The organism is Pseudomonas sp. AC083 (assembly GCF_979253165.1).
Genome location: NZ_CEEDDH010000003.1, coordinates 361,713 through 374,579, shown reverse-complemented (window position 1 = coordinate 374,579; position 12,867 = coordinate 361,713). Strand labels below are relative to the sequence as shown.

At 58.8% G+C, this 12,867-nt stretch carries 9 protein-coding genes and 1 riboswitch; of the genes, 4 read left to right on the top strand and 5 right to left on the bottom strand.

Annotated features, from left to right (window positions below):
* Positions 1 to 38 precede the first annotated feature (38 nt).
* From AC0IXA_RS07905 to AC0IXA_RS07885, 5 genes are read right to left on the bottom strand one after another with little or no spacing between them, the layout of a single operon-like run.
* Complete coding sequence (locus AC0IXA_RS07905; RefSeq protein ID WP_016771291.1) at positions 39 to 680, bottom strand: urea amidolyase associated protein UAAP2; 642 nt, start codon at positions 678 to 680, stop codon at positions 39 to 41.
* Positions 681 to 691: 11 nt separating this feature from the next.
* Entirely contained in the window at positions 692 to 1,417 is a 726-nt protein-coding gene (locus AC0IXA_RS07900) for an urea amidolyase associated protein UAAP1 (RefSeq protein WP_471812493.1), read from the bottom strand.
* Between the two features lie 13 nt (positions 1,418 to 1,430).
* Positions 1,431 to 2,219 carry an ABC transporter ATP-binding protein gene (locus AC0IXA_RS07895; protein WP_471812491.1) on the bottom strand — a complete coding sequence of 263 codons (789 nt, stop codon included), beginning with the start codon at positions 2,217 to 2,219 and terminating at the stop codon, positions 1,431 to 1,433.
* Positions 2,216 to 3,031 carry an ABC transporter permease gene (locus AC0IXA_RS07890; RefSeq protein WP_336464329.1) on the bottom strand — a complete coding sequence of 272 codons (816 nt, stop codon included), beginning with the start codon at positions 3,029 to 3,031 and terminating at the stop codon, positions 2,216 to 2,218. The genes AC0IXA_RS07895 and AC0IXA_RS07890 overlap by 4 nt, the downstream gene beginning before the upstream one ends.
* Before the next feature lie 18 nt (positions 3,032 to 3,049).
* On the bottom strand, positions 3,050 to 4,117 hold the full coding sequence (locus AC0IXA_RS07885) for a putative urea ABC transporter substrate-binding protein (RefSeq protein WP_471812489.1): 1,068 nt from the start codon (positions 4,115 to 4,117) through the stop codon (positions 3,050 to 3,052).
* Positions 4,118 to 4,180: 63 nt separating this feature from the next.
* Positions 4,181 to 4,281: riboswitch (guanidine-I (ykkC/yxkD leader) on the bottom strand.
* 350 nt (positions 4,282 to 4,631) lie between these two features.
* Between AC0IXA_RS07885 and AC0IXA_RS07880 the strand changes: the two genes are divergently transcribed.
* The 4 genes from AC0IXA_RS07880 (at position 4,632) to AC0IXA_RS07865 (ending at position 12,847) form a co-directional block, all read left to right on the top strand.
* Positions 4,632 to 5,015, top strand: a complete 384-nt coding sequence (locus AC0IXA_RS07880) for a hypothetical protein (RefSeq protein WP_375123241.1) — start codon at positions 4,632 to 4,634, stop codon at positions 5,013 to 5,015.
* 138 nt (positions 5,016 to 5,153) lie between these two features.
* Positions 5,154 to 6,458 (top strand): glycosyltransferase family 4 protein, encoded by a 1,305-nt coding sequence (locus AC0IXA_RS07875; RefSeq protein ID WP_471812487.1) that lies wholly within the window; start codon positions 5,154 to 5,156, stop codon positions 6,456 to 6,458.
* On the top strand, positions 6,459 to 7,313 hold the full coding sequence (locus AC0IXA_RS07870) for a hypothetical protein (RefSeq protein ID WP_341638679.1): 855 nt from the start codon (positions 6,459 to 6,461) through the stop codon (positions 7,311 to 7,313).
* A 2-nt stretch (positions 7,314 to 7,315) separates the two neighbouring features.
* Entirely contained in the window at positions 7,316 to 12,847 is a 5,532-nt protein-coding gene (locus tag AC0IXA_RS07865) for a calcium-binding protein (RefSeq protein ID WP_471812485.1), read from the top strand.
* The last annotated feature ends 20 nt before the right edge of the window (positions 12,848 to 12,867 follow it).

The window sequence follows — 12,867 nt, the reverse complement described above, 5'->3', positions numbered from 1 at the left end:
GCACAGGGCAAAAAGCCAACGGCGTAAACGGCTGATGGTCAGTTCCATACGAGCAACTCCGCCGGGGTCGGGTTGTAGGCATTGCACGGGTTGTTCAACTGCGGGCAGTTGGAAATCAGCACGATGACGTCCATCTCCGCGCGCAAATCAACGTACTTGCCCGGCGCGGAAATACCGTCCTCGAAGGTCAGCCCGCCATCCGCCGTCACTGGCACGTTCATGAAGAAATTGATGTTCGGCCCGATGTCGCTCTTGCTCAATCGGCCGTCGTGGGCGCAGGCGCGCAGGTAGTTGTCGCGGCAGCTGTGCATGTAGCGTTTTTCCAGGGCGTAGCGCACGGTGTTGCTCTCTTGCGCGCAGGCGCCGCCGAGGGTGTCGTGGCGCCCGCAGGTGTCGGCAACGATGGTCAGCATCGGCTGGCCGAGGTTGGAATACAGCACGCTGCCGGTGCTCAGGTAGACGCTGTTCTGTCGGCGCAAGGTGCGTTGCACGTCGTAGCGTTCCTTGGGGTTGGCGAGGCTATAGAACAAGGTGTCGACGGCCTGATTGCCTTCCAGATCGAGGATGCGCAGGGTCTGCCCGGCCTTGACTTCCATCAGCCAGGGTTCACCGGCGGGAATGGTCGCGCGGTAGATCGCGCTGTCGGCTTGCTTGTGCGAAGTGGCGATTGCGAGTGACATGGCTGCGATCCTCAGGCGAACAAACGGTCGGTGTTGATGAAGCCGCGCTCGTTTTCCGGGCGCGAAGTGCGGCAGTGTTCGGCGACGCTGGCGTCGGCGTTCATCCAGCTCAGCTTCAAGGGTTTCGGAGCGTATTCGGGGGACGGGTCCATCGGATGTTGCAGGGCGGTGAGCACCATCAGGGTGTCCATCGGCGCGTACAACTCGATGTAGTCACCGGCCTTCGAGTTGCCTTCGACGAAGTGGAAACGCCCGGCCTCATCGACGTTCACGCGGCTGAACAGATTCAGGGTCATCAGCAGGTCGGACAGGCCCAGGCCCCACTTGCCGAGTTCCACCAGCAGGTTATCGGTGCCGTTGCGAAAGAAGCCGTTGCGCAGTTCCTGGTAGCGGCCCTGACCGTACTTTTCGGCGACTTCCTGTGCGCAAAGCACACCGCCGAGGCTGTCGCTCCAACCGCAGGTGTCGGCGGTGATCGCGGCGAGTACGCGGCCCATGTCCGAGTACAGGCAGTGGCCGGCAGTGAGCTTGGCGGTGTGTTGGCATTTGAGGCTGTCGGGCAGGTTCAATCGCTCGGTTTTTTCATTGGCATTGAGCAAGGTCAGGCTGACGTTAGCGCCACCGCGCAGGTCGGTCAGGCGCAGCAATTGGCCGCGCTTGAGCACGAAGGAACGGTGGCCGCCGCCCGGCAGCATTTCTTCAGCGAAGGGTGGGAATAGTTGGATTGAATCAGTCATTGGAGCAGTCCTCTCAAGCAGTGCGAAGGGTGCCCGCCAGCGGCAGCGGCAGGGCCTCGACGGCGGCGCGCTGGGCGTGGCGGTCGCTGTTCAACGGGATGTCGTAGGTGATGCGGGCGCCATAGGCACCTGGGGCGTGCGGGTCGAGGCGCACCTTGTCGAACACCAGCAGACGCGTGCCGAGGCTGAAGCCCTCGGACAGGTCGTGGGTGACCATGAACACCGTCAGTTGCGTCTCGCGCCACAGCTCCAGCAGCAGCGCGTGCATGTCTTTGCGAATGCCCGGATCGAGCGCGCCGAACGGCTCGTCGAGCAACAACACGCGCGGCTTCATGATCAGCGCCTGAGCGATGGCCAAGCGTTGCTGCATGCCGCCGGACAGCTGTGCCGGGTACTTGTCCAGCGCATGGCCGAGGCCGACTTTTGTCAGCAGGGCTGCAGCCTGTTCGCGCGCCTCGCGTTTGGCGTTGCCGAACAGCCGGCCAAGCAAGGGCGCGCGCGGCAATTCGAGACCGAGGGCGACGTTGTCGAGCACGCTCAGGTGCGGGAACACCGAGTAGCGCTGAAAGACCACGCCACGGCTGGCATCCGGCTCGCTGGCCAAGGGCTGGCCGTCGAGCAGAATCTCCCCGCGACTGGCGCTTTCCTGGCCGAGCAGCAGGCGCAGGAAGGTCGATTTGCCGCAACCGGAGGCGCCGACCAAGGTGCAGAACTCGCCTTCGTTGACGTTCAGGTTCAAGCCTTCCAGAACCACTTGATCGGCGTACTGCTGCCAGACGTTTTTTACCGTGATGAAGCTCATTTCGGTGCTCCCTCGTACCAAGGGAAAGCGCGCTGGGTCAGCTGTTTCAAGCCCCAGTCCATCAGCCAGGCGAGCAGGGTGATCCACACCACGTAGGGCAGGATCACATCCATCGCCAGGTAGCGCCGCACCAGAAAGATCCGGTAGCCGAGGCCATCGGTGGAGGCGATCGCTTCGGCGGCAATCAGGAACAGCCACGCCGAACCGAGCATCAAGCGCAGCGAGATCAGCAAGCGCGGCAACAGCTGCGGCAAGACCACGCGCAGCATCAGCGTCCAGGTCGAGGCGCCGAGGGTCTGCGCCTTGATCAGCAGTTCGACCGGAATGTCACGGGCCCGCTGTTCCAGATCCCGGGCCAGCGCCGGGGTGATGCCAATCACGATCAGCATGACTTTCGACAACTCGCCCAGGCCGAAAACGATGAACAGAATCGGCAGGATCGCCAGCGGCGGCACCATCGACAGCACGGTCAGCAACGGCGACAACGGCGCGCCGAACAGCGGCAGCGTGCCCGCCGCTATACCGAGGCAAAGACCCGCCAGCGCCGCGATGCCGAGGCCGATGGCCAAACGGCGCAGACTGGACGCAGTGTCTTGCCACAGCAGGTATTCACCGGTGCGGCTGTCGGCGTTGAAGGCCAGGCGTTTTACCGCGTCGCTCATCTGCACGGCGCTGGGCAGCAGTTTGTCGTTGGGGTTGTCCGCCAGGCGCTCGGCTGAGCCTGTGAAGTAGGCGAACAGCACCAGCGCGAACGGCAGGATCACCAGCAACAGGCGACTCGGGCGATCAGGGTGGCGATTGATCAGGCGCATGGCCAAATCCTCCGTGGCTTACAGCTTGGCGTCGGCGGCCATCTGCACGTAGGTCGGATCGAAACGCAGCTTGAGGTTGGCGGTGTCGCCGCTGGTCACGCCGTTGGCGAAAGACATGCCGACCGCGCTCGGGTCCTTCGCGCCTTCGCCGAGCAGGCCGTGCTCGAAGGAGAATTCGGCGACCTTGCGCATGGTGTCCGGCAGTTGTTTGCTGGTGGCGAAATTCAGCGCTTCGCTCGGCGTGGCGAACAGTTTTGTGGTGTCCAGTTGCGCCTGGAAGCCGGCGAGATCAGTACCCGAGGCCTTGGCCATGTGCTCCAGCGCAGCTTTGCTCGCAGCATTTTTTGCGTTCATCAAAGCGACCACTTCGAACCACGCGCCGGTCAGCGCTTTGCCCAGTGCCGGGTTGTCTTTGAGGGTGGCGCTGTTGACCACCATCATGTCCATGATCTCGCCGGGGATCTGGCTGGAATTGAACACTTCGGTGACGCCGGGTTTGGCCTTGATATCCGAGAGCATCGGGTTCCAGGTGGTCACGGCGTTGACGTCGTCGGTGTTGAATGCGGCGGCAATGTCGGCGTCGGAGGTGTTGACCACTTTCAGGTCTTTCTCGGTGAGGTCCACCGAGTCCAGCGCCCGGGCCAGCAGGTAATGGGAGACCGACAGCTCGACCAGATTGACGTCCATGCCCTTGAGGTCGGCGACTTTCTTGCCTTCACCCTTGAGCACGATGCCGTCGTTGCCATTGGAGAAATCACTGACGATCAACGCGGTGCTGTCAACGCCGCCGGCAGCGGGAATGGTCAGCGCATCCATGTTGGTCATGGTGCAGCCGTCGAACTGGCTGGCGGTGTACTGGTTGATTGATTCGACGTAGTCGTTGAGCTGCACGACGTCGATCTTGATCCCGTATTTCTTCGCCCATTTGTCGACGATGCCCTGGCTGCCGGCGTATTCCCATGGCATCCAGCCGGCGTAGATCGTCCAGCACACACTGAAGTGGTCTTTCTGGGCGGCGGAAGATTGCGTACTGATGAGCGCGGCGAAGGCGGCGGCGAGCAGGGCGGGGAAACGTAGTCGGATCATTGCGGATTCTCCAGTTGATCGAGGGCGGACAGGAAGGCAACGCGGCACCGCGAACGGTGGCTTGTCTCCCGGGCTTTTGTCCCGCCGTGTAACCTCAACTGGAGGTCGCCAACTCTCGGACCAGCCACTCGCGATTGCGAGCCGGAACCCTAGTCAGCCATTGCAAATTGTGGTGCCGCGAACCTGTGATGACTCCTGCACGGGTTTGCTAAAGCGAGAGGCGTGCCAAGTCGCGCCGAGGCCTCTGCGGCGGGGATCTGCTGGATTGCCGAGGTGAGCGGGGCGAGCGACGGCGCATCGTGGTGGTGCGTGGTTGCACCGTCATGCAGCGCGTTTACGCATAACTGGTCGCTGATTTTGCGGATAAACAAGATTTCATGATCACTTGTTTCAACTTGTTGCAGGAACGCACCAGATTCCGAAACCGCTGTCTGATTCTTCGACAGTCACTCAATTGCTGACGGTCGCCTGCCAGCGTCGCTGGTGTGGCCAACCCGCGGTCCAGGAGGCCGCCATGTATCGCCGAATCGTACTGCTTGCCGTGATGCTTTTTTCCCTTGGCGGATGCGTTCCTTATTCCTATGGAGACAGCTACTACAGGTCAGAGGTCTACACATCACCCGCACCGGCCTATTACAGCGGTGGCGGCTCCTATTACCGCAGCGGCGGCACTTATTACACTCAGCCGCGCTACTACCAGCAACCGCGGTATTACCAGGCGCCGCGGCACTATCAACCGGCCCCGCGTTATTACGAAAGCCGTCGCTGGCACGGCAACGATCGCGGACGCTGGGACGGCCACCGTCGCGGCGGTTGGGACAATGACCACCGGGGTCGCGGCAACTATGATCGTCACAGCGGTCGCCGTGACTACAACGGCCGTGGTAACCGCTGGTAACTGACCGTAAATAAAAAAGCGGCGCATGATGTGCCGCTTTTTTTTTGCCCGTCGAAAAGTCCTTCCGTTGGCCATCTCCTAGGACAATCCCGGAAGCGTCCTACAGTTTCATTTCGTGGTGTTTGTTAGCGTTCGTGGATGCCGAACGAGGCGAGCAATCCTCAGCTCGATAGCGGCGAAAAATGGACGTTCAGCGCTATGAAGCTACTGGTTATTCATCAAAATTTTCCCGGTCAGTTCCGTCATGTGGTACTGGCAGCGCTGGAGCGCGGAGATGAGGTTGTGGCGATCGGCCGGGACACGGCACCGGGCGTCGCCGGTGTGCAAATCCATCGATATCGAGCGACCAGCCGAGCGCCCGGCAATATTCACCCCTATCTGATCCGCTACGAACAAGCGGTGATCGACGGGCAGAAGGTTTTTGAAATTCTGGGCAGGCTGAAACGTTCGGGTTATCAGCCAGATGTCATTCTTGCTCATCCCGGATGGGGAGAGACGCTGTTCGCCAAGGACATCTATCCCGATACGCCACTGATTCACTATTGCGAGTATTACTATCGAGCGCAGGGCGCCGATTGCGGGTTCGACCCCGAATTCCGCCGAGCTACAAGAGAGTCGTCACGGCTGCGCGTGCTCAACTCGCTGCATCTGTTGAATCTTCAACAATGTGATATCGCAATCGCGCCGACCCAGTGGCAGCGCAGCCTGTTTCCGGCCGCTTACCTGTCGGCGATTCGGGTCATTCACGAAGGTGTGATTCAAAGTTCTGACCTGGCGAAAGTCGGGGCAGTCAGATTGCCCAATGGAATCGAGCTCAAAGCCGGACAGCCGATCGTTACCTATGTCGCCAGAAACCTTGAGCCTTATCGCGGCTTTCACAGTTTCATGCGAGCGATCCCGCTTATTCAGGCCGAGTGCCCCGATGCGCAGATCATCGTGGTTGGCGGTGACGGTGTCAGTTATGGGAGTAAGCCGGTCGGGTACCCGGATTGGCGCAGCAGGATGGAGGCGGAGGTCAGTTTCGATCACTCCAGAGTGCATTTCACAGGGAAACTTCCTTACCAGACTTACCGCGCGGTTCTGACATGTTCCAAAGTCCATGTTTATTTGACGTATCCGTTTGTCTTGTCGTGGTCGTTACTGGAGGCGATGGCGTCTGGTTGTGTGGTTGTTGCGTCGGATACGGCTCCGGTAAGGGAAGTCATTGTCGATGGGGCTAATGGCGTGTTGGTGGATTTCTTCGACCATCAAGGAATTGCCAGAAGTGTAAGCAAGGTTTTGAAGTCGGCAGGTGAGTACGAGGGTCTTGCCAGCGCCGCGAAGTTGACGGCAGGTCGGTTCAGTGTGGAATCGGGCGTGAGCCAATACTTTGAGGTTTTTGCAAGCGCGATATCCGGGCATAACGACATACCAACCGTTCCGTCGTTCGATCGGGAGGTTTGAATGTCCAGGAAGTCGCGTAAGCAGGCGATCAAGTGGTTTAAAAGGTTATTGAAGTATGGATTGTTCTTTTATGTCTGTTATTGCGTAGCGGAATTTTATATTCGCAAAGAACAATCTGCCGAGTCGGCGGCTATTCACCAGGCAAACGAGAAAGCTTGCCAGAACAAGCTGGCGAGCATGCAGCAAGTGCCGATATTAGGCGGCGCCTATATAGATAAGACGCTGGTTCCTGAGTTTTACGTTGGCATGCCTGAGATGGTGAACAAGAAAGCGTGTCTGGCGATTGCTCTGAAGGGGCTTTTCTGGTGGACCGGGACGGGGCTGCATCGGCACCAGAATCAGCGCCTGGAACCGATCCCCGAAAGCTGGCGGCTCTATAAATTGAATGCCGGGCTTTTTACCAGGAAGGAAACTACCGAGCCCCATGAACGGGGTTATCGGCACGTCAACTGGCCGGATGAGTTGATTGTGAAACTAAAGAATTATCCGGGGCTGGAAGTTTGGCTGAATGCTCCGCCACCGCATTTCAAGAATGTGTCATCCGTACGAAATTTTGTCATTGCAGGTTGGCCGCGGCGAGACGGAACCCCTCGGCTGATCAAGTGTGACGGCTTGATTCGCCCGGCTTCCGAAGAGCAACTGACTGACAAAAAGCTGGCAGGTTTTGGTAGGGCTGAATTGGAGGATCTGGATTTCGGCAAGCTGAATTTCTTCTGCACGGTCAATCTGGATAACTTCGACTTCGCTGGAGGGCACGGTAGTGTAGGTCTTGGTCTGTCGTCATTACGCGAAGCACCTGAGATGCTCAAGTATCTCAGTGATTATCTTTCACGCTCTGTTATTACAAGGAAGTAACAATGAGTTATGTTTTTAACGATATGGAAAAATCGGAAATTTTCAATGCGGCAAATAATTGCAAAGGCATGACATTAAATTCTGAGGGTGTGGAGTACATTGCATTGGAATTAGCAGGGGCAAGCTGCGCCCCCCTGTACCAAAAGCTGTTCGACATTATTGGTGAAAAAGTTTCTGACGTTGCAGCCGCCGATAAAGAGGCTCGAGACGTACTGAAAAGCGCCAGACTCTGGCTCGCCGTGGCCATTGATGCCAACGGTGGAAACGGTGCCTACTCTGCCCTGATTCGTGGTTACACCTCACGCCAGGGTGAACTCAGACTGAATACAATTTTCAGTGAAGACCTGATGCAGCTTTCATCCAACCAGGTTGCCGTCAACTTCATCAATACCCTGATCAACGGATCCCTTGCCGGTCAACTGGCACCCTGGACTGTTCCGTCAATCAGCCAGATCGCAGAAATCGACGCCAGCGCGATTGGCGAGGCCCTGTTCAAGGAGGTTTGCGGGGAGGACGACACCGCCGTGAAACGTAACTCTGGTTGGTCTGGAACAGTCGGATTCAGCCTGTTGGGCGGTAAACCTCCCTATGAAACGTGGAGACTGATCTCTGCGGGCGATCCGGATGCGGAAGATGACGGCCCACCCACTCAGGCAAAAGCCAATCGGCTCGACGACTATAAAAACATTCTCTTCGCCATCGATTCCTACAGCGTAGGCCTGCGAACGGCGATCAATAATTTCGGCGTCAATCCACTGCAAAGTCTGCTTTCAGTGGTGCCGGAGCAAATCAATATCGCGCTGGCCAGTGGCAGTGTGAATCCGCTGATTCAGCATGTAGTCAAAGGCACGCCTGCTGCCGCCGTGGTCGACTTGATCTTGCGCTACGGCCAGAACGAATTTCTCGACATGTTCACGCGCACTTACGCTGGCGATTCTGCTGCCACACCCACCACCAACGAAACCTTCGCCAGCAACGCTTACGCATTCTTCTCGGCATTTTCCCCAGAGCAGTCGCAAAGCATCGTCACCCGGACAATAAGCGAGTTCGGTAATACCAATGCATGGGCAAAACTGGCAGGCGAGGCGACGCCGCTCGGTCTGGCGTTGCGCAACTCTTTGCAGCAACTCAGTGAAGTCGTCATAGAACGAGCCGACGGTTATCCCGATCGCAACCTCGAGCTTTACGATCCGCACACTGGCGAAGGCTTTATCACCGCGCAGTGGCTGGCGGATCGAGCGCAAATGCTGGCGCGGTTGATTGCCCGAACCCAAGGCTCGTTTGGCGAACACTCGCTGCAGCAGTTTTCCTACTCCGATCTCGCCTCAGGCAAACAGGCGCCGATGACCACCGGAGTGCTGAACCCGCTGGCCATGTTCGGTGATGACGGTGGGCGATCTTTCGCCGGCGGCGCAAATGCCGATCATCTGTATGGCGGCGTGGGCAATGACTCGATCCATGGGATGGCCGGTCACGATGTCATTGAAGGTGGTCGCGGTAACGACTCGCTAACCGGAGGTGACGGCAATGATGAGTTGTACGGGATGGCCGGTGACGATGTTCTGCTCGGAGGAAAGGGGAACGATTCTTTGATCGGGGGCGAAGGCAACGACCGTTATGAATTCGCCAGCGGCGATGGCATCGACGAGATTCTTGATGCCAACGCCGATGGGCAACTGTGGGTCAACGGCGCGCCGATTTCCCAACTCAAACGCTGCGCGCCTCTGAGCAATATCTGGTCTACCGAGGATCGGTCCATCACCCTGACGCTTGTTGAACACACCCTCAACATCAAATATGGCCAGAGCGATCTGGTGGTCATCAAGAACTTCCAGCCCGGGATGCTTGGCCTCCGTCTCCCTGAATACGAAGGGCAACCGGTCACCGCTGCGGCTTTGACGCTTCAGGGCGACTGGAAAGCCAAAGACACAGATCCGAGTGTCCCCGGCGATCAGCCCTCCTTTGATGAACTGGGCAACGTGGTGCTGCTGCCCCAGGTAAAACAGCGCAACAAGGCCGACGTACTTTACGGTTCCGCCGCAGACGACGTCATTCTCGGCTTGGGTGGTTCTGATCGATTGTTCGGCAAGGCTGGAGACGATCGGTTATTCGGCGACAAGCAGACGACGCTCGAAAAAGCTATGGCCGACGGTGACGCCAAGGGCAAGGCAAGTCGCGGAGACTGGCTCGACCGCGGGCAAGGTGACGATTTGCTTATCGGTACGGCATCCCGAGATGTTCTGCTCGGTGGTAATGACCGGGATACTTTGATCGGCGGTGCTGGCGCCGATGTGTTATCCGGAGACGAAACCACCGGTGCACTGGAACAAGGTTGGGCGGTCAAACGCGCTGACGTCTCTATAGCTAGCGGTGTGACCAGTCACCGAGCGGTCTATTCAAAGGCCTCGATAAACAGCGCGCCCGAGGGCGCTGACGACGTGCTGTACGGGCAGGGCGGCAAGGACATTATCAACGGCGGCTGGGGGGAGGACCTGCTTGACGGCGGAGCTGACGACGATTTTCTCAAAGGCGATCAAGGTAACGACACCCTGGCCGGTGGCAGCGGCAACGACGTGATGCTTGGTGACAACCTCGATTGGGGCGGTGGCCTGCCCAGCAGACACCATGGCAACGATGTGCTGGACGGCGGCAGTGGTGATGATTCACTCGGCGGTAACGGTGGCAGCGACGCTTTGTATGGTGGCCCTGGCAACGACATTTTGCAGGGTGATGACGGCGTACTGGACGGGGTCGAAGGCGATGCCGCGCATTTTTTTGGCGATGATCTGTTGGACGGTGGCTCCGGCGATGACACGCTCTGGGGCGGCGGTGGCGATGATTTGCTCTTCGGCGGCGAAGGCCATGATGATCTGATTGGCGATAGCCCTGAGCATCCGGTTCGCTATCACGGCAACGACTTTCTCGATGGCGGCGCGGGGAATGACACCCTGCGCGGCATGGGCGGCGCGGACACGCTGACGGGTGGCGCAGGGGCTGATTTTCTCGATGGCGATGTGTCTGACCTGGAACCGGGCGGAAGCAACAATGACGTGCTTCAGGGCGGTGAAGGAAACGATACGTTACAGGGTGGTTTCGGTGCCGACACCCTGTACGGCGGCGCGGGTGACGACATTCTTGCCGGCGATTACGAGAACAGCGCTGAGGCCGAGCAGAATGCCGATTATCTGCACGGTGGCCCAGGTAACGACACGCTGCTCGGAGGCGCTGGCAACGACACCTTGCTGGGCGGGGAAGGGACGGACTACCTTCGCGGCGATTCTGGCGACAACGTGTTTGATGGCGGTCCCGGTGCTGACGTGCTGGATGGCATGGATGGCGCCGACATCTACTATTTCGGCGCTGGCGACGGCCTGGATATCGTCACCGATGCCGGCGGCCGCAACATCATCAGGTTCGGTGCAGGGTTTTGCGCGCAAAGTCTGAAGGCCGACGTTATCGAAGTTTCCGTCGGTACGGTGTTGCGACTGGCCAATGGCACAGGCGACGCGATACTCATCAAGAATCACGAGAAGTGGAAGGATTCCACATTCAGTTTCAGCGACGGCGGGGTACTGGATTACGCAGATGTCCTGCGCAAAACATTGCCACCGATAGAGATGTCCGAGCCACCCGTACCGGAACCTGTCACCGCCTCGGCAACCCCTGAAAGCAAAGTTGAGGATCCGGTTAAGCCAGACGATGTCACCGCTGCGGCGCGAGGCTCAGTGGCATCTGTTCAAACGGTCAACTGGACCGATGAGTTCCTCGCGCAAATCAAGTCAAAACGCTCCGCCCGCAGACACGCCACAGGTTTTACCTTGAATGAGCAAGGCGTCTGGGTGCGCAGTCATGTCACCACCAGCGACACCGGTTACACCACTCACACCGAGCTGATCGATGGCAGCGTCGAAGCGGGGACACTGTCTGAAACGCCGCCATGGATGAAGGCGGATGCAGGGCAAGCCGTAGTCAGTGAAAGGCAGTCGACAACCACAACCCGTGTCGAACATAAACCGGTGAAAGCCGAGGGAGCAATCGCCTCCTCAAATCAGGCGCCTCGCTATTATCGATCCGGCTCGGCCAACGGGTTTTCATTCAATACGGGCGACGTATTGGTTGAAGACCGAAAGCAATCCGGCGCGCTTGAAGGCTGGTACGTCTACCCGGCGGCAAGCTTCAGTTCGGGCGTAACAGTGCCCAAGGCGTTTCGCTGGGATGTCACAACTGAAACGATCAAACGCAAAATCGTCCATGGCAACGATGCCGGCGGGCGAGTCAACGTTGAAGTGGAAAACGTTTTCCACGGCGGCGCGGGAGACGATCTGATCGTCGCTTATGCAGGCTCCCCACTTGACTACGGCACTGTCGGCGACAGAACACCGGGCGCGTTTTTATCCGCAGGTGCAGGTGACGATACCTTGCTCGGCTCCGAGGGCGCCGACTATCTGCTCAGCGGCTCGGGTGATGACTGGCTCTACGGCGAAGACGGCGCCGACACCTACATCGTGCAAGCGCATGCCGGGGCGACAACCACGATTGCGGACGTGCTCAACCCTGTTTTCCACCGAGCAGAAGTTGGCGTAGCGGGGTGGAAAGACGAGTACGGATTGATCGATCAGGACACGGTCGTTCTTCCAGCAGGCGCGCAGCGCGATGCACTGCAATTGAGCTGGGGTGCTGCGCTGATAGAGACCACCCATGTCGAGCTCGAGCCCAACCCGGCTCGCGCGGCTTACCGCAACCCGCCGCGAGCAAAAATGCTCCATCCGACGCTCGATATCCAATGGGGCGGGACGCAAAAAGTCCGCATCGTCTTGCCCCACAACGGTGAACTTGAGGGCGCCGGTATTGAGCTCGTCAAGTTCGCCGATGGCTCGGTCGCAAGTTTGAAGCAGCTCCTGGAATCAAGTCAGCTCGGCCCTGCGCCCGAGACTTTTCATACGGGTGTCATCGTCAACCACCCCACCCGTTCAACTTCCTTGCGAGACGGACGAGCGCTGCCACTCGTGGGCGGTCGCGGCAACGACACCATAAGCGGCGCGGGGGAGATCCGAGGCATGCACGGGGATGACGTGCTCACGGGCAGCCCCGGGGATGATCTGCTGCTGGGTGGGCCGGGAAATGACACGCTGGCGGGCGGCGCTGGCAATGATCTCTACCGATACGATGGCCTCGGCAGAGACGTGATCATCAACAACGGAGGCGGCCTGGACGGGATCGATTTTTCCGAGCGCAGGCTGACGATCGACAACCTGAAATTTCACCGTGAGCGCGATGATCTGGTGATCGTGGTCGATTACGGCATGGCGCCGAAAATCCGGGTTTCCAGGCACTTTGCCGCAGGTGAAAGCGCTATTGGCTTCATAAGAGTGAGCGAAGGAACAGCGATTCAAGACTACAGCGCGACGCAGATTGCCGAGCGTCTGCATCCTTTTCCGCCATTAAGGGATGTCGAGGATATTTTGATAAAGGGCGACGATGAAGCGCAGCGGGCCATGAAGGAAATCATTGAGTTCTACGAACTGAATGTCTGACAAGACGACCGATTGAGCCG

Coding starts and splice junctions, on each gene's coding strand:
- AC0IXA_RS07905 (WP_016771291.1), bottom strand. CDS start 680: ATGTCACTCGCAATCGCCACTTCGCACAAGCAAGCCGACAGCGCGATC.
- AC0IXA_RS07875 (WP_471812487.1), top strand. CDS start 5,154: ATGCCGAACGAGGCGAGCAATCCTCAGCTCGATAGCGGCGAAAAATGG.
- AC0IXA_RS07865 (WP_471812485.1), top strand. CDS start 7,316: ATGAGTTATGTTTTTAACGATATGGAAAAATCGGAAATTTTCAATGCG.
- AC0IXA_RS07890 (WP_336464329.1), bottom strand. CDS start 3,031: ATGCGCCTGATCAATCGCCACCCTGATCGCCCGAGTCGCCTGTTGCTG.
- AC0IXA_RS07895 (WP_471812491.1), bottom strand. CDS start 2,219: ATGAGCTTCATCACGGTAAAAAACGTCTGGCAGCAGTACGCCGATCAA.
- AC0IXA_RS07885 (WP_471812489.1), bottom strand. CDS start 4,117: ATGATCCGACTACGTTTCCCCGCCCTGCTCGCCGCCGCCTTCGCCGCG.
- AC0IXA_RS07900 (WP_471812493.1), bottom strand. CDS start 1,417: ATGACTGATTCAATCCAACTATTCCCACCCTTCGCTGAAGAAATGCTG.
- AC0IXA_RS07870 (WP_341638679.1), top strand. CDS start 6,459: ATGTCCAGGAAGTCGCGTAAGCAGGCGATCAAGTGGTTTAAAAGGTTA.
- AC0IXA_RS07880 (WP_375123241.1), top strand. CDS start 4,632: ATGTATCGCCGAATCGTACTGCTTGCCGTGATGCTTTTTTCCCTTGGC.